Raw genomic sequence first — 20,969 nt, 5'->3', positions numbered from 1 at the left:
CAAACATAATACTATTTTTATTTTTATCCAAACATTTAATTAAATATTTTATTATATATCCGTTTATTTATAAAACATGCAAGAAGATATAATGCTTTATATATATCAAAAGGCAGCATCTCATTAATAAGAGATACCACCTTTTCCATGTTATTTTCGATACTACAAAATAAAAACAATAACAATTTATAGCCGTACTTTAGCTATCAATTTACGTATCTTGCCATGACCAATAATCGGGGCATGGGGATCTTCCGGATACACTATTACAAATTGCCCCGGAAGCAGATTAACATAAGTAGTCGGAGTATCTGAATATAAGGCGCACTCGTCCTCTTTAGAATATGCCTTAACCTCTTTTTGTAAGTCCTCCAAGGCTTTCCAACCAATTGTTTCCGCACCTTCCAACAAGATATGCACATCAATATAGTCATGATGTAATTCTAAAACTTGCTTATCAGGAGATACACATTCCGGATTTACATTATTGATAAACAAATTCTCACCATCAATCTCAATACGCCCCAAATCCGTATGAAGCAAATCATGGGTTTTCACATAGTCAAACAAGGGCTTGAACAAAGGGTGGAGCCCTTCGATACGCTGACTGTTTTGCAGATTAGATACAATCATATTTTTCCTTTCATTTATAATTAAATAATAGAAGGGCAAATATAAAAGAAATATTTAATATAATGGATGTTATTAATAAAATTATTCAATATATAGATTCTTGATTTATATATTATTCATTTTAATACAATATTCAGGAAGAGGGATAAATAAAGCATCTACTAAATTCAAATCAAACAAATCTCCATTAATAAATAAATTTATTATCTTTGCCTCAAACAATAAAGAAGGACTAAGATGAAACAACATTTACTGAAAGAAATAGAAGCAGGAACCAAGAACGCTCTTCTCAAAAAGAAGATTATTACACATTATATATATAATGGTAGTTCTACTATTACAGATTTAGCAAAAGAACTGGATCTCAGTGTTCCGACTGTCACAAAATTCATTAGTGAAATGTGCGAAGAAGGATATATAAACGATTATGGCAAATTGGAGACGAGCGGTGGACGCTACCCCAGCTTATATGGACTAAATCCCGAATCCGGTTATTTTATAGGAGTAGATATTAAAAAGTTTGCCATTAATATAGGACTGATTAATTTCAAAGGCGATATGGTAGAATTAAAAATGAATATCCCTTTTAAATCAGAAAACACTTCAGAAGCACTGGAAGAGTTATGCAAACTTATTCTGCAATTCATAAAGAAAGCAGATATAGATAATGATAAAATATTAAATATCAATATAAATGTGTCCGGCAGAGTCAACCCAGAATCCGGATATAGCTTCAGTCAATTTAATTTTGAAGAGAGACCCTTGGCGGAAGTATTAACTGAAAAAATCGGATTCCGGGTAACAATAGACAACGATACACGCGCTATGACTTACGGGGAATATATGAAAGGATGCGTAAAAGGGGAAAAAGACATTATTTTTGTAAACGTCAGTTGGGGATTAGGCATAGGCATTATCATTGATGGGAAAATATATACCGGAAAGTCCGGATTTTCCGGAGAATTCGGGCATACAAATGTATTTGACAATGAAATCATCTGCCACTGTGGTAAAAAAGGATGCTTGGAAACGGAAGCGTCAGGTTCAGCTCTTCATCGAATATTAATAGAACGCATCCAGAAAGGAGAAAGTTCTATCCTATCCAACCGGATTTTAGCCAAAGAAAATCCTCTTACTTTGGATGAAATTATAGCTACCGTAAACAAGGAAGACCCACTCTGCATTGAAATTGTAGAAGAGATCGGACAAAAACTGGGAAAACAAATCGCAGGGCTAATTAATATATTCAACCCTGAACTGGTAATCATAGGCGGAACCCTATCTTTGACTGACGATTATATCACCCAGCCGATAAAAACAGCAGTACGCAAGTACTCGCTAAATCTGGTCAATAAGGATTCAGCCATTGTGACATCCAAACTGAAAGACAAAGCCGGTATCGTCGGCGCTTGTATGCTGGCACGCAGCCGGATGTTTGAAAGTTGATTTTATCTTCTGCGCTGAGAGAAAAAGTTATCTATAAAACGAACAATATAGACCACGGCAACTCCGGCGATGACTAAAACAATAATGCGACTCAACATAAATTTCGTTTTTATATTTCACATAAATTTCATATAAAGGGAGACACCCCACTCATACAAAAGAAATTCCACATAAAACAAAACGCTGATTATTTAACTAATAATCAGCGTTTTATTTGAGAGCCGCTAGCCAGACTTGAACTGGCGACCTACGCGTTACGAATGCGTTGCTCTACCAACTGAGCTATAGCGGCGTTTGTCTCTCGTTTACGGCGTGCAAAATTACAGCTTTATTTGAGAAAACAAAAAGAATCCGACTATTTTTTTGAAGTTATTTTTTAGTCGGCTTTTGTTGGCTAAATCTAAAACTTCTCTTTGTGGTCAAATTTCCCCTCATCGGTATAGTATTTCCACGTACCTTTAGGTTTATTATTAGCATATTTTCCGCGAAGTTTTAAAGTACCATCTTCGTAATATTCACGATAACGTCCATGCCGTTTTCCTTCTTTGACTTCCGACTCGCTCTTCAATGCGCCTTCCGGATAAAACTCCCGCAGAACATTTCCTTCAAATTTCTCTACATAGAAACGTTTCAGTTCGCTCATCTGTTCTTTTTCGGTTTCAGCATCTTCGTTCATTTCTTCGTCATCCTCATCAGTTACAACCGCAACAGTCTCTTCAGGCTCATAGGGCGCATAGTCCATAACATATTGCAAAGAAGCTGACCGGTTATCCCCTATCACCTGCATCGTCCAATAAGGGAATGAATACAAAACATCTTTATTAGATTGTATCTCGTTCCATGTACTCGCATTCATCATAGGTTTCAACTGAGAATAAAACTTATGCATATCTGTGTACAAGAAAATAGTAGAACTGGATTTCATATACGAAAGTGCATCCTTAAATCCCTGATTATTTTTCAATAAGTTCTTTTGTTCGTAATCCTCTACAAAGGAAAGCAAAGAAGAAGCCTTATTACTGAAAACTACATAATCATCCACGTAAGTATAATATGGCTTCTCAAACTTATCAAATAACTTTCCGAAAAACAGGCGGAAGAAGCCCTTCATCTCAACATAATTAATCTCAAAGTCCTTATAATTAACAGTCTTGACCTTAACCGGAGTACGCCGCTTTATCTTCTTCTCAATAAATTCCATATTCTTACGGGCATCTTTTATGCTTTTAGCCCTGATGGCTAAAATAAGTTCAGGTTCATGTCCTAATAAGCCCGGTTCAGATTGTGTAATGGCAAATTCACCCGACATCCAACTCAGAAAGTTATCCTCTAAAGAGATACCGAACAATCCTTCAATCTTCTTCTGGGAATTTTGATAAGAATCATACAACAGTTTATCATGCACAGAAAGTGCATTTTCCAACTCCTTCACAAAAGTTACCGGATTATTGAAACCTATATTTGTATAAAGAGCCGTTCGCCCGGAAAGAATCTCATGCGCTTTCATCTTATGTTTTCCCGAATTCAACAAAGCAGTAACATAGGGATCGGCGGAGTCCTTTCGTAAAGTATATCCCTTCACCTCCATTCTGTCATTGTTTGCATTCAGATAAAGACCGGCAAAGCTCATAGAGTTACTGAAGAGATCAACATATTCGTTTCTCGTTCCTAAATAAATAGACATAAACTGAGGAACGCGTGCATAATTGACAAAGACCCTTACAAGCCCCTTACCCGAAACTAATTTTTCCGTTTCGATAAAAGACTGGTCGAGTCCGATTTTGGGTTTATTACGCGAATCGATAGCCGACTCGACAAGGCCGGATGTATAAGAACCCACCAAATGATTATCCACAAAAGCAATGTAGAAAATATCACGCGTATCAGGATCACGCATTTCAAGTATATTGATACCATTATGCATTCGGTTAGTAACCTTAAAGCCACTCATTACCAGTACCGTTTCAACCTGATCCTTTACCAAATCCATCTTTGACGCTTTCTGCATATCCAGGACAAGCAGGAAATCCCAATTAGTAGGACGGGTTTTATGAAGTGAAATCAGCATGTCTCTTTTACCGACAAGAGACAATAGTACTTTATTGCTTTTTACTACCGAGTCGAGCTTTTCCACACTCGCAGTTACTTCTTCAAAAGATTTCGCCTTCTTCAGACATTGCCATGTCTCACTTCCGCTGAATTTTTCCCAATCTTCAATCGGAGCAGATGACTGTATAATAAATGCAGCATCTTCGGGAACCAGATAAATCTGCTGGATATTACGGTCGGGCGAGACAAACAGATAAACGATGGAATATACAACATATACCACCAAGGCTAATCCTGCCACTACCAAAGTTCTCTTTACTATTTTCTGTGTATTCTTTTTCTTAGCGGGTTCAGCATATTGTTCCTGTTGCCCGTTGTTTAATTCATCCATCATGTTCTGTTATTGAGTTGAGCGGGCAAAATTACTAAAAAAAACGAGATTAATTGATTCGTTCTGATTCATTTAGCAAAAATCCCATCCCCAACCCTCTCCGATTTTATTCTGAATAAATTATAAACCATTGAGCGGTATGGCAAATTATGTACTAACTTTACCGCATGAAAAAGAAATTCCAACTCGAAGTTCCCGGAGGAGCCGACAAGATTTTACTTCATACCTGTTGTGCTCCCTGTTCGTCAGCTATCATCGAATGTCTGATGCAACACAATATAACCCCTGTCATTTACTACTGTAATCCCAATATTTATCCACTGGAAGAATACAATATAAGAAAAGATGAATGTACACGTTATGCACAATCATTAGGGCTGGAAATTATTGATGCCGATTACAACCACGAAGCCTGGCGATGCCAAATGACAGGAATGGAACAGGAACCCGAAAGAGGGGGACGTTGCCTGCGTTGTTTTAAAGTCCGCTTGTTGGAAACAGCCCGTTATGCACACGAGCATGGATTTTCCGTAATTACTACCACCCTTGCTTCCAGCCGCTGGAAAAGCCTGGAACAGATTAATGAAGCCGGACAATACGCCACGGCACACTATCCCGATGTCACATACTGGGAACAGAATTGGCGTAAAGGTGGATTAAGCGAACGCCGTATCGCCATCATCAAAGAATATAATTTCTACAACCAGCAATATTGTGGTTGTGAATTCAGCATGAGAAAAGAAGAGTAAAACCAACATACCATTATCGTCAATAAATCAATGAATCGAAGTAAAAAAGGCAAAAGCAGAAAATTATTCAAAAAGAAATCACGCTCTAATTATAAATTAGGATGGATTATCGTCCTCATTGCACTTATTCCTATTCTTTATGGCGTCTATTTATATTGTCAACAAATTGACAGCACAAAAAAGGAAGAGCCGCAAGCAAACATATCACTTCAAATTCCATCCGGCAAAGAGTTGAAGATTCCGGTATCGCTAACTCCGCGACAAGAACAAATAATCCACCATACCGGATACACCGTTTCATATAATAAAGATTTAAAGCTCCCCAATTGGGTTTCCTATGAATTAACCCGGAAAGAAACAAAGGGAAAAGAAAAAAGAAACGACCGTTTTATTGCCGATCCGCTGGTAATAGGCTCGGTTGCAACTAATGCCGACTATACACGTTCAGGATACGACAAAGGACACATGGCACCTGCTGCGGATATGAAATGGAGTTCACAAGCAATGAAAGAATCATTCTATTTCAGTAATATGTGTCCGCAACACCCGCAATTAAACAGGAGAGGATGGAAAAATCTGGAAGAGAAAATCCGGGATTGGGCTATTGCAGATAGCGCAATTGTCATTATATGTGGCCCTATCGTAAACAAACAGCCAAAAACAATAGGAAAAAATAAAGTTGCAGTACCTCAGCAGTTTTTCAAAGTAATCCTCTCTCCTTACGTCAAACCCATGCGGGCTATCGGATTCCTGTTCAATAACAAACAGGCAGTAGAGCCTCTTTCTACATACGCAGTAACCATAGACAGCATCGAACGTCTTACGAACATGGACTTCTTTGCGTCACTTCCCGATGAAATAGAGAATAAAATAGAAGCAGAAGCAAACTATTTCCAATGGCCGAATTAATCAGAAACACCACATAATTTCTTAGAATCATGCGGTAACCTTAACGATTTCTTTCCTATCAATTAATGTAATCCTTTCAGTATATTAATAAAATCCGCCGGGATATTAAGCTGTTACACTTGTGCAACCGGCTTGATACTGTTGGGCAACTTGCCAGTTGCACTTGTTCTTCCCCGTAGTTACTCCACTGTAACTTAACAAATCAGCACATATACGTATAAAAGCAAGTAATCACCTCATTAACAACACATTGCACAAAAAGTGCAATTTTCTCCTTCAAAAAACAGAAATCATTTAGATGTTTTTTGTAAACTTATCTTAATTATACCCTATTTACACACATAATCGTCTGATTATCAACGCTGCGACATTTTTGTTTTTCCGGGTATAATACTTAATATAAGAGCAAAAATGTCACAAAAGAAAGATTCCTCTCAGAAAGAAATCACTCCTATTCAAATTCTTGTTATCTTTGACGCTGCAAAAATAACGTCTCATAAGATGAAGAAGAAAAAGAGAAACATTTTATTATCCATTCTGATCGGAGCATTCCTTTTTTGTGCCATTGCCGGAGGAACTGTTTATTATTACCTGTTTGCTCCTCAATTCCGTCCGTCTAAAACCGTATATATTTATGTAGACCGGGATGACACAGCAGACTCCATATATAATAAAATAAAGAAGTCCGGACATGTCAACAAATTCACAGGATTTTACTGGATGGCTAAATATAAGGATTTCAAACAGAACATTCATACCGGACGCTACGCCATTCGCCCGAATGATAATGTCTATCATGTATACAGCCGTTTCTCAAGAGGTTACCAGGAACCCATCAATCTCACAATCGGAAGCGTCCGGACATTAGACCGACTGGCACGTAGCATCGGCAGACAACTTATGATAGACTCCGCCGAAATCGCCGGACGACTGTTTGACCCTGCTTTTCAAAACAAAATAGGATACACGGAGACAACCCTTCCCAGTCTTTTCATACCGGAAACTTATCAAGTATACTGGGATATAAGCGCAGATGATTTTTTCAAGCGTATACAAAAGGAACACGAGCGTTTCTGGAACGAAAAACGCCTCACTCAAGCTACTGCCATCGGAATGACACCGGAAGAGGTAAGTACACTGGCATCCATTGTTGAGGAAGAAACCAACAACAATGAAGAAAAGCCAATGGTAGCCGGACTGTATATCAATCGTTTGCATAAAGATATGCCTTTGCAGGCAGACCCTACCATAAAATTTGCCCTGCAAGATTTTGGCTTGCGCCGTATCACCAACGAACATCTGAAAGTTAATTCACCCTATAATACCTATATAAATACCGGATTGCCGCCGGGCCCTATCCGTATCCCTTCCAAGAAAGGTCTGGACAGCGTATTGAACTATACCAAACATAACTATATCTATATGTGTGCCAAAGAAGATTTCTCAGGAACCCACAATTTTGCATCCAATTATGCCGACCACATGGCAAATGCAAGAAAATACTGGAAAGCACTGAATGAAAGAAAGATTTTCAAGTAAATTCGTGATAAAACGAACTGAAAAGCCTATCTTTGCCCGATAGATTAACAAACTGTGATCAACACTAAATAAAAGAAATAGATATGAGCAAGCAACTCTTACTTGGCGATGAAGCCATTGCACAAGCTGCATTGGATGCCGGACTTTCAGGTGTTTATGCCTATCCCGGTACTCCTTCAACTGAGATTACGGAATATATTCAAATGGCCCCTATAACGACCGAACAGAATATACACAACCGTTGGTGTGCCAATGAAAAAACAGCGATGGAAGCCGCGTTGGGTATGTCCTTCGTGGGCAAACGGGCGTTAGTTTGTATGAAGCATGTAGGAATGAACGTAGCTGCCGACTGTTTCGTCAATTCTGCCATCACCGGCGTGAAAGGCGGATTGATCGTGATAGCAGCCGACGACCCTAGTATGCACTCTTCTCAGAATGAGCAGGACAGCCGTTTCTACGGAGATTTTTCACTGATTCCTATGTACGAGCCCAGCAACCAGCAGGAGGCATATGACATGGTGTACAGCGGTTTCGAATTCTCTGAAAAACTAGGCGAGCCTGTTTTAATGCGTATGGTAACACGCCTTGCACACTCCCGTTCCGGAGTAGAGCGTAAAGAGCAAAAACCACAGAATGGCATATCTTTCAGCGAAGATCCACGCCAGTTCATCCTGTTGCCGGGAAATGCCCGCAAGCGCTATAAAGTATTGCTCTCCCGCCAGGATGAGTTTATCAAAGCTTCAGAAGAATCACCTTACAATAAATATACAGATGGCCCTAACAAGAAATTAGGAATCATCGCTTGCGGTATCGGCTACAATTACCTGATGGAAAATTATCCCGAAGGTTGTGAATATCCGGTGCTCAAAATCGGTCAATACCCATTACCTAAAAAACAATTGCATCAATTAATCGAATCTTGTGATGAAATCCTCGTTCTGGAAGACGGTCAGCCATTTGTAGAAAAGCAATTAAAAGGTTATCTGGGCATTGGCATTAAAGTAAAAGGACGCTTGGACGGTACTCTTTCGCAAGATGGAGAATTAAACCCCGATTCGGTAGCCCGTGCAGTAGGAAAAGAGAATAAATCAGCATTTGGCATTCCTTCCGTAGTGGAAATGCGTCCACCCGCACTTTGCGAAGGATGCGGACACCGCGATATGTATATCACATTGACTGAAGTCCTTAAAGAAGAATATCCTTCTCACAAGGTATTCAGTGACATCGGTTGCTACACACTGGGGGCTAATGCGCCATTCAACGCCATCAACTCATGTGTAGACATGGGTGCTTCCATCACTATGGCAAAAGGTGCGGCCGACGGTGGTCTTTATCCGGCTGTAGCCGTTATCGGAGACTCCACCTTCACTCATTCGGGAATGACCGGACTGCTAGACTGTGTCAATGAAAACGCCAACGTAACTATCGTGATTTCCGACAATGAAACCACTGCCATGACAGGTGGACAGGATTCGGCCGGAACAGGACGCATTGAGGCTATATGCGCTGGCCTTGGAGTAGAGCCCGCCCATATCCGCGTAGTTGTTCCACTGAAGAAAAACTACGAAGAGATGAAGCAAATCATACGCGAAGAAATCGAATATCGGGGTGTATCTGTCATTATCCCACGCAGAGAGTGTATCCAAACATTAGCACGCAAAAAAAGAAGTAAGTAAGCCATGAAAAAAGACATTATATTATCAGGAGTAGGTGGACAGGGAATTTTGTCCATCGCTACAGTAATCGGCAAAGCTGCCTTGAAAGAAGGACTTTACATGAAACAGGCAGAAGTGCACGGAATGAGCCAGCGTGGTGGAGACGTTCAGTCCAATCTCCGCATCAGTGACCAGCCGATTGCCTCAGACTTGATCCCTTCCGGAAAATGTGATCTTATCATCTCCCTGGAACCTATGGAAGGATTGCGTTATCTTCCCTACCTTAGTCCCGAAGGCTGGTTGGTGACTAACGAAACTCCGTTTGTCAACATTCCCAACTATCCGGAAGCAGACAAAGTAATGGCGGAAATCAATAAGTTACCCCATAAGATTGTATTGAATGTAGATAAAGTAGCAAAGGAAGTAGGTTCTGCCCGGGTTGCTAATATCGTCTTACTGGGAGCAACCATCCCATTCCTTGGCATTGATTACGAAAAAATACAAGACAGCATTCGTGAAATCTTCCTGCGCAAGGGAGAAGCAGTTGTAGAAATGAATCTTAAAGCATTGGCTGCCGGCAAGGAAATTGCCGAAAAGTTAATGCAATAACAGGCATTACCATGAATACACAATACTGGGAAGAAGAACTAGAAACCATGAGCCGCGAGAAGTTGCAGGAATTGCAACTTCAACGGCTTAAAAAAACAATCAACATAGCTGCAAACGCTCCTTACTACAAAGAAGTTTTCAGCAAACATGGCATTACCGCAGATAGCATACAGTCATTGGATGACATCCGCAAAGTGCCTTTTACAACCAAATCCGATATGCGTGCCCACTACCCCTTCGGACTAGTGGCAGGCGATATGAGCAATGACGGTGTACGTATCCACTCTTCCAGTGGTACTACCGGGAATCCGACCGTAATTGTCCATTCACAACATGACCTCGACTCCTGGGCGAACCTGGTTGCCCGATGCTTGTATGCCGTAGGTATCCGCAAGACCGATGTTTTCCAAAACAGTTCGGGATATGGCATGTTTACCGGCGGATTAGGTTTCCAATACGGTGCCGAACGTCTCGGCTGCCTGACGGTTCCTGCTGCTGCCGGAAACAGTAAGCGCCAGATCAAGTTCATCAACGACTTTAAAACGACCGCCTTACACGCCATTCCCAGTTATGCTATCCGCCTTGCTGAAGTTTTCCAGGAAGAAGGTCTCGACCCGACAAAGACCACCCTAAAGACGTTGGTTATCGGCGCTGAACCTCATACAGACGAGCAACGCCGGAAAATAGAACGTATGTTAGGCGTGAAAGCATACAACAGCTTCGGTATGACTGAAATGAACGGCCCCGGTGTCGCTTTCGAATGCCAGGAACAGAACGGAATGCACTTTTGGGAAGACTGCTATCTGGTAGAAATCATTGACCCCGAAACAGGTGAACCTATGCCCGAAGGAGAAATCGGAGAATTAGTACTCACCACTCTCGACCGTGAAATGATGCCGCTGCTCCGCTATCGTACGCGCGATTTAACCCGAATTCTCCCCGGAAAATGTCCCTGCGGACGTACACATATCCGCATCGACCGTATCAAAGGGCGTAGTGATGATATGTTTATTATCAAGGGAGTCAACATCTTCCCGATGCAGGTTGAGAAAATTCTGGTACAATTCCCCGAATTAGGTAGCAACTACTTAATCACTCTGGAAACTGTCAACAACCAGGACGAAATGATTGTCGAGGTAGAATTGAGCGATCTCTCTACCGACAACTATATTGAGCTGGAAAAAATCCGCAAGGATATTACCCGCCAATTGAAAGATGAAATTCTAGTTACGCCGAAAGTGAAACTGGTCAAGAAAGGCTCTCTCCCACAAAGCGAGGGAAAAGCCGTTCGTGTGAAAGACTTACGAAACAACAAGTAAACTATTTAAATTGCCTATGTGCTAATATACCATCCGCAACTTTCATCAAACGGAATGGCATATTAGCACATTATTAATTAATATCATACAGCATGCAATTACTTAAAAAGAGAATTCTGCAAGACGGAAAATGCTACGAAGGAGGTATCCTGAAAGTAGACAGTTTTATCAATCATCAAATGGATCCCGTCCTAATGAAATCAATCGGAGTTGAGTTTGTCCGCCGTTTTGCAGCCACAAACGTAAATAAGATTATGACAATCGAAGCCAGTGGTATCGCCCCAGCTATCATGACAGGCTACTTAATGGACTTACCTGTCGTATTTGCCAAGAAAAAATCTCCTAAAACCATTCAGAATGCACTGAGTACCACTGTCCATTCATTTACCAAAGACCGTGACTATGAAGTTGTTATCAGTGCCGATTTCCTCACTCCTAATGACAATATACTCTTTGTTGACGACTTCCTTGCATACGGAAACGCAGCATTAGGCGTTCTCGACCTCATCAAGCAATCCGGAGCTAATTTGGTAGGAATGGGATTTATTATCGAAAAAGCCTTCCAAAACGGCCGCAAAATATTAGAAGAACAAGGAGTCAGAGTAGAAAGCCTTGCTATTATTGAGGACTTATCCCACTGCTGTATTAAAATCAAAGATCAATAACCGGAGTTGGGGTTGAAATATTGCCCTTTCCTTTTTGTTCTTTTTCCATATTGCACCGCTTGCTGAGGACATACATGATAACATGCCAGACAGGAGGTGCAATCCTTTCCCCACACAGGTTTTCCTTCCGAAAGGGTGATATTCTTCACCGGGCAACTCTTCTCACAGCGCCTGCATCCAATACAGGCATCCGTAGCATAAAAGTTCTTAGGTGACATTTGGAAACTATTAAATAAAGGATTGATAATCCTTGTCTTGATAAAAGGCATACTCCCTTCATGACAGGAAAATACATACTCCCTCCTACTTATCAAAGTATTTACCCTTTTGAGGCTTGGAATACTCTCTGCCAACTTTTTACGTTCCAGTTCCTTACTATCCACATCAAACCCCGGAAACAATACATAATTATTAGGCATAGTCACAGAAAAGCCGGCATGGCACTCCCATCCCTTAGACTTCAGTGCCTTCGTCAACACCTGCTGCGTAAGTCCGGTATCATCCCCACATGAACAGACAAAAAACAAATACTGTCCTTTATATCCTTTCAGAGAAAGTTTCCGGATAAAGCGAAATACAATTTCAGGCGGTGCCCACGAATAGATTGGAAACACAAATCCTATCTTCTCATCTTCTTGCAGACAAAACTCCAACGTTTCATTCCTTAATGCATCGGGAATGAAAACCAATTCTTCTTTCTGTTCCTTGGATAGCTGCCGGGCGATCCACTTGGAATTACCTGTACCTGAAAAATAAAATATCATAGGAAAGTATATAAGAAAGCCGTACCGACGATGTGATGAAACTCTGATAGAACAAGATTTGAGCGCTCGCCCTCTTTGTAATCCACCGGCTTAAAGCTGTCCCGAAGGATGTGGCCCGCCATTGAAGAACGAAGCTTTCTCGGTGCATCAGATTAATTTGAAGAGTTTCCCGATCCAGTCGATACGGCTAATATTTTTGTATCACAAATGTAATAAGAATCCCTGAGATTAGCAAGAAAAAAAAAGGATTTTGTTTGCCTACTAACATTTTTTTTATTCCTTTTCATCTGCCTGATAAAAGGAAAGTGCCAGTTACTAGCTTAGTAACTGACACTTTGTAAATCGTAAACTGTTGAAACTTAAGCAGCTTTTGCTTTTGCAACTACAGCTTTGAAAGCTTCCGGGTGATTCATTGCTAAATCAGCCAAAACCTTACGGTTTATTTCGATACCGGCTTTGTGCAAACCGCCCATCAATTTAGAATAAGACATTCCTTCAAGACGTGCAGCAGCGTTGATACGTTGTATCCAAAGAGCGCGGAAGTTTCTTTTCTTATTTCTACGGTCACGGAACGCGTAAGTCAAACCCTTTTCCCAAGTGTTTTTAGCTACGGTCCATACATTTTTTCTTGCACCAAAGTAACCTCTGGTTAATTTCAAAATTTTCTTTCTTCTTGCTTTTGAAGCAACATGATTTACTGATCTTGGCATAGTTTTACTTTTTTTGAATGTTAGCGCCGCTACTTCACGCAGCGAACTTCAGGCTAATGCATTCGGTTAATACTTTAATAATACTTTTACGCTTTTGATTACTTCATTGCTAAGAGTTCCTTCACCTGGCTTACATTTGTTGTATCAACAGTTGTAGAGTAGCACAGGTTTCTTTTTCTCTTTTTGGATTTCTTAGTCAAAATGTGACTGTGAAAAGCGTGCTTTCTTTTGATTTTACCTGTTCCGGTAAGGGTAAACCTTTTTTTAGAACCGGAGTTAGTCTTCATCTTTGGCATCTTACTTGTTTTTAAATTATTAAATATATAATGGCAACGCACTATACCTGCGCGTTACGCATCTTTTCTTATTCTTCGCCCGTTTCTGGCTTTTCAGCTTTCTGTGCAGGAGCAGCAGGTTTCGGAGCCGCCGGCTTTTTAGGAACATCTTTCTTTTTCGGAGAAAGTTGTATAGTCATACGCTTTCCTTCAAGTATCGGCATTTGATCCACTTTTGCATAGTCTTCAAGATCATTGGCAAAACGAAGCAGCAATACTTCACCTTGTTCCTTGAAAAGGATGGAGCGACCTTTAAAGAATACATAAGCCTTCACTTTATCACCGTCTTCCAGGAATCCCTTCGCATGCTTCAACTTAAAGTTGTAGTCATGGTCATCTGTCTGAGGGCCGAAGCGAATCTCTTTCACATTAACCTTCACCTGCTTTGCTTTCTGTTCCTTCTGACGTTTCTTTAACTGATAAAGAAATTTAGAATAATCAATTATACGACAAACAGGGGGTTGAGCATTCGGAGAAATTTCCACTAAATCCAGTTCTTTCTCTTCGGCCATTTTCAAAGCCTGAAAGATAGGATATACTTTCGGTTCAATATCGTCGCTTACTATGCGAACTTCCTTGGCACGAATCTGTTCATTGATTCTGTATTGCCCTTTTAGAGTGTCATTCTTCATTAAAAACGTTTACTTCCTAGTTTGATCTTTTAATTGTTATACTAAATATTTTATTCTGAAACGGCTGCAAAGTTACCATTTATTTATCATATTCTGAACTTCTTCGTTCAAAATTTTAGCAAATTCTTCAAATTTCATGGTTCCCTTATCACCTTCGCCTTGTCTGCGAACAGAAACTTCACCATTTTCAGCCTCTTTCTCACCGACAATCAGCATGTAAGGAATGCGCTTCATTTCATTATCGCGAATCTTACGGCCAATCTTCTCGTTACGATCATCTACAATCGCACGGATTTCATGAATCTTCAGATACATCTTCACTTGTTCTGCATATTCATTGAACTTCTCACTGATCGGCAGAATAACCACCTGTTCCGGTGTCAGCCACAATGGGAACTTACCGGCAGTATGTTCTATCAACACGGCAACAAAACGTTCCATAGATCCGAACGGAGCGCGGTGAATCATTACCGGACGATGCTTCTGGTTGTCAGAACCCATATATTCAAGTTCAAAACGTTCCGGCAAGTTGTAGTCAACCTGGATAGTACCCAACTGCCAACGACGGCCGATAGCGTCTTTCACCATAAAGTCGAGCTTAGGGCCATAGAAAGCAGCTTCTCCATACTCAATCTTGGCAGGCAAGCCTTTTTCCGCACAAGCTTCGATAATAGCCTGTTCAGCTTTTTCCCAGTTGTCATCGCTACCGATATATTTCTCGCGATTCACTTTATCACGCAATGATATCTGAGCTTCAAAATTCTGGAAATCCATAGAACGGAACACGATAGATATAATATCCATCACGCGGAGAAATTCATCCTTCACTTGCTCCGGACGACAGAAGATATGTGCATCATCCTGCGTAAAGCTACGTACACGAGTTAAACCGTGCAACTCGCCACTTTGTTCATAACGGCAAACCGTTCCGAATTCAGCGATACGCAAAGGCAGATCCTTATACGAACGCGGGAAATTCTTGTAAATCTCACAGTGATGAGGGCAGTTCATTGGTTTCAAGAAGTACTCTTCACCTTCTTCCGGCGTATGGATAGGCTGAAATGCATCCTTGCCATATTTTGCATAGTGACCGGAAGTCACATACAACAGTTTATTACCAATCGGCGGAGTAATCACTTCCTGATAATCGTAGCGGGTCTGAATACGACGCAGGAATTCTTGCAGACGCAGACGCAATGCAGTACCTTTCGGCAACCACATCGGGAGTCCCTTTCCAACCGTTTCAGAGAACATGAACAATTGCATCTCCTTACCAATCTTACGGTGGTCACGCTTCTTCGCTTCTTCCAGCAATACCAGATATTCATCCAGCATTTTCTTTTTCGGGAACGTAATACCATAAATACGGGTCAGCATCTTGCGATCTTCGTGACCACGCCAGTAAGCACCGGCAACAGCAGTCAGCTTGATAGCCTTGATCGGAGCAGTCGTCATCAAGTGAGGGCCACGGCAAAGGTCAGTAAATGCACCCTGTGTATACGTAGTTATGTGTCCGTCTTCCAATTCGGAAATCAATTCACATTTATAAGTTTCCCCCCGATCGCCGAACATCTTCAAAGCATCTGTTTTAGCAATACTCTTTCTGACTACATTTTCTTTCTTTGCAGCCAGTTCCAGCATCTTAGCTTCAATAGCGGGCAAGTCACTTTCTTTAATCACAGCTTCTCCCGGATCCACATCATAGTAGAATCCGTTTTCAATAGCCGGACCGATACCAAACTGGATACCCGGATAAAGTTCCTGCAAAGCTTCAGCCAGCAAGTGGGCACTTGTATGCCAAAAGGCATGTTTACCTTCTTCATCATCCCATTTATAAAGTACGAAATTCGCATCCTCATTAATAGGACGTCCCAAATCGTAAGTCTCACCATTCACGCCACATGCCAGCACATCCTGTGCCAAACGCGAACTGATACTTTCTGCAATCTGTAAACCGTTCACTCCTTCGTTATACTCACGAACAGAGCCATCGGGAAATGTTATCTTTATCATAATATGATTATGTTATATTTTCACAATTTGAACGCAAAAGTAACTAAATCTTTTGAGTTTTCCATTTTTTATCAAAAAAATGTTATTCCGTCTGATCCGTAAAACGCTTGATTACATTATAAGCGGAAACAATGCCCAACTCACCGGCTTTACTTAAATCAGAAATACCCAGTTTGTTATTACCCAAGAAAATATGAGTAAGCCCCCGGTTGAAATATGCATCCGCAAAGTCCGGATTCAGTTCGATAGCCTTGTCATAGTCGGCCACTGCCGCGCGATAATCTTTCAGCATGGCAGAAACATTCGCACGATTATAATAAGCATAAACAAAATCCGGTGCCAAATTGATTACTTTATCCAAATCTTTTCTCACCACTTCATAATCTACCGCCGTAATCTCCTTGCGCTTATCACCCAAAGTCTCTGTTTCAGCAGCTTGTTCCGCCTTCTGATATTCCAGTTGCTTACAGCGGATAAGAGCACGCATAAAGTATGCCGGGAAGAAATCCCCATCCAACAGGATCGTTTGCGTCAAATCGGAAACGGCACTTGAGAAATCCTGTACCAGGTAAAAATCAATTGCACGGGCAAAGCGTTTTGGAGCACTCTTTTCATCCGCTACAATAGCAGATGTATGTGTATCGATCAGAGCAAAGTGGAACTTCACTTGTTCTTCCGTCAACGGAGCTTCCATATTTGTGATACGGAGACGTTTCGGAAGCACACCCGAACGATTCAAATCCTCAACGAATTTGTGGAAATTCACAGAACGCTTCACATCACTCATTTTCTCATAATAAGTCAATGCGAACATAGGTTCCAGTGTAATATTCACGTTCTTATCCTGCACACGTCCACGATAATCGCTCGTATAGCGTTGTTCGGCTTCAGAGTCGTCAGCAATGACTATCTTACGATAGTTATTCATATTCTTATCCGACTTCTTACGGGTCTTTTCACCCTCCTCGTCTTCACCGTCTTTTTCTTTATTCTGATTTTGGGCTACATCTTTATTCGTCACACCGTTCTGCTTGTCGATCTGCGCCTTCATGACTTTAAACTCGTCCTGTTCCGCCCCTTTCTTGTCACCAATCTTCCGTCTGGCTTCCGAACGTTGGTAATATCCGGCAAGGAAGTTGGGATACTGGTCGATTACAGTTGTGTAGTCTTTTATCGCACCACGATAATCACCCGTCTGTGCACGAAGCAAGCCACGGTTAAATATAGCCATCATATTATCCGGCTCCATCTGAATCACAAAATCGAAATCCTCAATCGCCCGGTTGTCATCACCTACCTGCGCGCGAAGCAAACCACGGTTATAATGCCCGATAAAATTATTAGGATCAATATCCAGGGCCAGGTCATAATCGCTCATAGCACCCCGCAGATTTTTCTGGTGGAATCGTGCCAATGCACGATTAATATAATTTCCTGCATTCTTGGCACTTAAATGAATAGCCCGATCGAAGTCTGACTCAGCTTCCGCATACTTAGACTGCTGCAATTTCACAATCGCTCTTGCAGACCATGCGTCCGGATCATACTTATCCAGTTCAAGCGCTTTATTAAAGTCATTCAAAGCAGCAATCGTATCCTTTTGCTGCAAAGACACCTCACCCCTCATCAGGTACGCACGAGTATAACGCGGAGACACTTTCAGCAAACTCTCCAAGTCTTCTTTCGCAGAATCATAATCCTTCTTCTGAATATGGGATAATGTCAGATTATGCCACAGAGTGATGTTCTCCGGATCATAATGCAAAGCTTTCTGATAATCTTCAATAGCCCCGTCAAATTTACTCTGACGAATCCTTGCCAAACCACGAACCTGATAAGCGCCTACCACAAACGGATTCCGCTGAATAGCTGCGTCACAGTCTATTTCAGCACCTTGAAAATCTTCCAGGTTCAGTTTAGCCAACGCCCTGAAGAAATAAGGTTCATACAAATAAGGCTTCGCATTAATCACCTGGTTAAAATACTGGATAGAAAGTACATAATCCTCAAAATAAAGAGCGTTTCGGGCGATAGTCATCACCCGATCCGTATTTATCTGAGCACATACCAGCGTGGGGAACAGTAATAATACTGTTAATATTCTTTTTATCATCGACATTTTATGCTTGTAAACGAAGCAAAAATAATGCTTTTCGTTTACTTAACAGGGATATAAACGTTTTTTATCTTTATTTCACCTGTTTCATCTTATAAGAACTGCGTGCTTTCCCTTTCAGCATCGTATTCAGCTTTCCTTTAATCATCTGTTTACGAAGCGCAGAGATATGATCAATGAACATTTTACCGTCCAAATGGTCGAATTCATGCTGCATGACACGAGCCAGGTAACCTTCTACCACTTCCTCATGTTCTACAAAATTCTCGTCCATATATTTCACGCGGATCTTATCTCCTCTTTTCACTGTTTCATGAATGCCGGGAAGGCTCAAACAACCTTCTTCCATACTCACTTCCTCACCAGCCACTTCCAGTATATGCGGATTGATATAAGCCTTATTAAAATCCTTAAATTCAGGATAATCTTCCGAAAGCGGATCCAATGTGATGGTAACAACACGGATAGGCAGACCAATCTGCGGGGCAGCCAGCCCAACACCGTCTGCGTGCACCATTGTTTCAAACATATTCGCAATCAACTCTTTCAAATTCGGATAATCCGAAGTTATGTCCTCTGCCACCTTTCTCAAAACAGGCTGTCCATATACATAAATAGGTAAAATCATATCTTTATATTCTACTAATAAATTAAATTATTCTATTGTCATCTACTAAAAACGTTTACTCTCCAAATATGTTTGCAGAATTATTGTAGCGCTTATCTCGTCTACCAATGCTTTGTTCTGACGATCCTTCTTCTTCAAGCCCGCTTCCAGCATTGTGCGATGCGCCAGAACAGACGTAAAACGTTCATCCACATACTCAACCGGAATATCAGGGAAACGTTTCTTCAGCGAACGGACAAAAGGTTCTATATTTTTCATATTTTCCGAGACCTCATTATTCATCTGCTTAGGCAGTCCGATAATAATCCGTTCTACCGGTTCTTTGGCTACATAATCACCGATAAACTTCAGAAGCTCATGCGTAGACACTGTTGTCAAACCGTTTGCAATCAGTTGCATAGTATCACTGACAGCTATCCCTGTGCGCTTTCTTCCATAATCTATTGCTACAATTCTGCTCATGGGGCACAAAAATACAAAAAAGACGCTTCCCGTGAAAGGAAACGTCTCTTTTATTGTAATATTTCAAATGTATATTATTCTTCAACAATAGCTACGCGGCTCAGTTTAGCGCTATCATAGAACATATTGCTTACACCACCCTTGTAATCAACCTTCAATTGAGAAGCAGGAACACCAAATTCGTTAACCATCAAGTCACGAACAGCTTCAGCTCTCTTCTTACTCAACTTCATGTTGTACTCAGCAGAACCGGTACCCTTATCAGCATATCCTGTTACAGTATATACTTTACCTGAATTTTCTTTGATAGCTTTAGCCATAGTCTCGATGTTCATGTATTCTCTCTTAGCGATATTGCTCTTACCGATATTGAATACAACAACCAGACGTGGGATAGCAGATACAACTTCTTTCTTAACGATAACTTCCGGTTTCTTGTTACGTGCTTCAACCAAGTCACGTTTCAGAGATTCGTTTTCACCCTTCAAAGAGTTAACCCTGTCTCTCAGGTCGTTCAACTGGCTTTCCGGAACCATAGGAACAGTAGGAACAGCATCCCAACCGCGTTTCTTGAACTTATAAGTAACACCTACAGTCAAACCGGCCATACCTTCCTTACCTGCACCACCGAAAGCATTCTTCATCAGTAATCCACGTAATTCTACATTAAGATCCCATGCCGGAGAAAGACGGAAACGGTTAATCAAACCTGCATTCAAACCTAAATTGTTCTCTGTCGGTTTTGTCCATGAATGCACCAATCCAACACCTACATAAGGAATAAATGAATAAACACGTTCTTCATTATATCCACAGAACATATTGGAAAGGTTGAACATTACATCACCATGGAAATTAGCAACATTCCATTTTTGTTTGTAATACCCATTAGAATAGGTGCCGCCTTTTACATAAAGGTCATCAGCTTCCGGAGATGCGCCTTTAGCCTGAAGACCGTTATACGCAACACGTAATCCCAACCCCGGAGTAAACCACTTACCAACAGCAATATCAAGTGCCGGAGCAAGACGTTTTCCAAAACTAGCCTTACTGTCGTTGTCACCAAAGTACATTTGTGCACCAACGCCACCGCTAATAAACCAATTAGCGCCAAAGAGATTTGTTTCTACTCTGTAGCTCTTTGCAGCTTTTTCTTTTTCTTGAGCAGGCAGACACACTGAGACTGCTGCCAATAAAATAAACAATAAACCCTTTTTCATCTCAATTTATTTTAGTAAATAATATATTTCAATTGTCTTTCAAGATGGCAATAGACCTTAACGTCCATTCCTAACAAAGAGACAATATTCATTGTCCTTTTCTCTAAAATTAATGCAAATATAGA

The 20,969-nt window shown here is 40.9% G+C and carries 19 protein-coding genes and 1 tRNA gene; 8 read left to right on the top strand and 12 right to left on the bottom strand.

Going from position 1 to position 20,969, the window contains the following annotated elements:
- Positions 1-186: 186 nt before the first annotated feature.
- On the bottom strand, positions 187-633 hold the full coding sequence (locus tag BQ7997_RS24330) for a NanQ anomerase/TabA/YiaL family protein (protein ID WP_073348364.1): 447 nt from the start codon (positions 631-633) through the stop codon (positions 187-189).
- A 237-nt stretch (positions 634-870) separates the two neighbouring features.
- Between BQ7997_RS24330 and BQ7997_RS24325 the strand changes: the two genes are divergently transcribed.
- Positions 871-2,079 carry an ROK family transcriptional regulator gene (locus tag BQ7997_RS24325; RefSeq protein ID WP_022139740.1) on the top strand — a complete coding sequence of 403 codons (1,209 nt, stop codon included), beginning with the start codon at positions 871-873 and terminating at the stop codon, positions 2,077-2,079.
- A gap of 219 nt (positions 2,080-2,298) precedes the next feature.
- Here BQ7997_RS24325 and BQ7997_RS24320 read toward each other — a convergent pair.
- Both BQ7997_RS24320 and BQ7997_RS24315 read right to left on the bottom strand, forming a co-directional pair.
- Positions 2,299-2,371 (bottom strand) — tRNA-Thr (locus BQ7997_RS24320).
- Between the two features lie 108 nt (positions 2,372-2,479).
- Positions 2,480-4,519, bottom strand: a complete 2,040-nt coding sequence (locus tag BQ7997_RS24315) for a toxin-antitoxin system YwqK family antitoxin (RefSeq protein WP_073348546.1) — start codon at positions 4,517-4,519, stop codon at positions 2,480-2,482.
- A 167-nt stretch (positions 4,520-4,686) separates the two neighbouring features.
- Between BQ7997_RS24315 and BQ7997_RS24310 the strand changes: the two genes are divergently transcribed.
- From BQ7997_RS24310 to xpt, 7 genes are all read left to right on the top strand, one after another.
- Positions 4,687-5,268 (top strand): epoxyqueuosine reductase QueH, encoded by a 582-nt coding sequence (locus BQ7997_RS24310; protein ID WP_044655981.1) that lies wholly within the window; start codon positions 4,687-4,689, stop codon positions 5,266-5,268.
- A 30-nt stretch (positions 5,269-5,298) separates the two neighbouring features.
- The gene (locus BQ7997_RS24305; RefSeq protein WP_073348363.1) at positions 5,299-6,177 is read left to right on the top strand and encodes a DNA/RNA non-specific endonuclease; all 879 of its coding nucleotides are present in this window, start codon (positions 5,299-5,301) and stop codon (positions 6,175-6,177) included.
- A 501-nt stretch (positions 6,178-6,678) separates the two neighbouring features.
- The gene (mltG, locus tag BQ7997_RS24300; protein ID WP_073348545.1) at positions 6,679-7,716 is read left to right on the top strand and encodes an endolytic transglycosylase MltG; all 1,038 of its coding nucleotides are present in this window, start codon (positions 6,679-6,681) and stop codon (positions 7,714-7,716) included.
- Positions 7,717-7,799: 83 nt separating this feature from the next.
- Positions 7,800-9,392, top strand: a complete 1,593-nt coding sequence (locus BQ7997_RS24295) for a thiamine pyrophosphate-dependent enzyme (RefSeq protein WP_073348362.1) — start codon at positions 7,800-7,802, stop codon at positions 9,390-9,392.
- A 3-nt stretch (positions 9,393-9,395) separates the two neighbouring features.
- A complete protein-coding gene (locus BQ7997_RS24290; RefSeq protein ID WP_022136610.1) occupies positions 9,396-9,980 on the top strand; it encodes an indolepyruvate oxidoreductase subunit beta in 585 nt (194 codons plus the stop codon).
- Between the two features lie 11 nt (positions 9,981-9,991).
- Positions 9,992-11,299, top strand: coding sequence for a phenylacetate--CoA ligase (locus BQ7997_RS24285; RefSeq protein ID WP_022136609.1), 1,308 nt, complete (start codon positions 9,992-9,994; stop codon positions 11,297-11,299).
- A 92-nt stretch (positions 11,300-11,391) separates the two neighbouring features.
- Positions 11,392-11,964 (top strand): xanthine phosphoribosyltransferase, encoded by a 573-nt coding sequence (gene xpt, locus BQ7997_RS24280; RefSeq protein ID WP_044654658.1) that lies wholly within the window; start codon positions 11,392-11,394, stop codon positions 11,962-11,964.
- Here the strand turns inward: xpt and BQ7997_RS24275 are convergent.
- From BQ7997_RS24275 to BQ7997_RS24235, 9 genes are all read right to left on the bottom strand, one after another.
- Positions 11,958-12,728, bottom strand: a complete 771-nt coding sequence (locus BQ7997_RS24275; RefSeq protein ID WP_073348361.1) for an EFR1 family ferrodoxin — start codon at positions 12,726-12,728, stop codon at positions 11,958-11,960. The two genes, xpt and BQ7997_RS24275, sit on opposite strands and share 7 nt — an antisense overlap.
- Positions 12,729-13,087: 359 nt before the next feature.
- The gene (rplT, locus tag BQ7997_RS24270; RefSeq protein WP_004297540.1) at positions 13,088-13,438 is read right to left on the bottom strand and encodes a 50S ribosomal protein L20; all 351 of its coding nucleotides are present in this window, start codon (positions 13,436-13,438) and stop codon (positions 13,088-13,090) included.
- Between the two features lie 98 nt (positions 13,439-13,536).
- Positions 13,537-13,734, bottom strand: coding sequence for a 50S ribosomal protein L35 (gene rpmI, locus BQ7997_RS24265; RefSeq protein ID WP_004297539.1), 198 nt, complete (start codon positions 13,732-13,734; stop codon positions 13,537-13,539).
- A gap of 68 nt (positions 13,735-13,802) precedes the next feature.
- Positions 13,803-14,405, bottom strand: coding sequence for a translation initiation factor IF-3 (infC, locus tag BQ7997_RS24260; RefSeq protein ID WP_073348360.1), 603 nt, complete (start codon positions 14,403-14,405; stop codon positions 13,803-13,805).
- A 72-nt stretch (positions 14,406-14,477) separates the two neighbouring features.
- Positions 14,478-16,418: a threonine--tRNA ligase gene (gene thrS, locus BQ7997_RS24255; protein ID WP_044654662.1), complete on the bottom strand. Its 1,941-nt coding sequence runs from the start codon at positions 16,416-16,418 to the stop codon at positions 14,478-14,480.
- Between the two features lie 82 nt (positions 16,419-16,500).
- Positions 16,501-18,531 (bottom strand): tetratricopeptide repeat protein, encoded by a 2,031-nt coding sequence (locus BQ7997_RS24250; RefSeq protein ID WP_044654666.1) that lies wholly within the window; start codon positions 18,529-18,531, stop codon positions 16,501-16,503.
- A gap of 76 nt (positions 18,532-18,607) precedes the next feature.
- A complete protein-coding gene (gene def, locus BQ7997_RS24245; RefSeq protein WP_073348359.1) occupies positions 18,608-19,162 on the bottom strand; it encodes a peptide deformylase in 555 nt (184 codons plus the stop codon).
- 45 nt (positions 19,163-19,207) lie between these two features.
- Complete coding sequence (gene ruvX, locus BQ7997_RS24240) at positions 19,208-19,624, bottom strand: Holliday junction resolvase RuvX (protein ID WP_073348358.1); 417 nt, start codon at positions 19,622-19,624, stop codon at positions 19,208-19,210.
- Positions 19,625-19,698: 74 nt separating this feature from the next.
- Positions 19,699-20,844 (bottom strand): OmpA family protein, encoded by a 1,146-nt coding sequence (locus BQ7997_RS24235; protein ID WP_073348357.1) that lies wholly within the window; start codon positions 20,842-20,844, stop codon positions 19,699-19,701.
- Between the last annotated feature and the right edge of the window lie 125 nt (positions 20,845-20,969).

The sequence above is a fragment of the Bacteroides congonensis genome (genome assembly GCF_900130125.1).
Lineage (GTDB): Bacteria > Bacteroidota > Bacteroidia > Bacteroidales > Bacteroidaceae > Bacteroides > Bacteroides congonensis.
The sequence above is the reverse complement of the archived record's forward strand: the minus strand, read 5'-3'. Positions and strand labels throughout refer to the sequence as shown.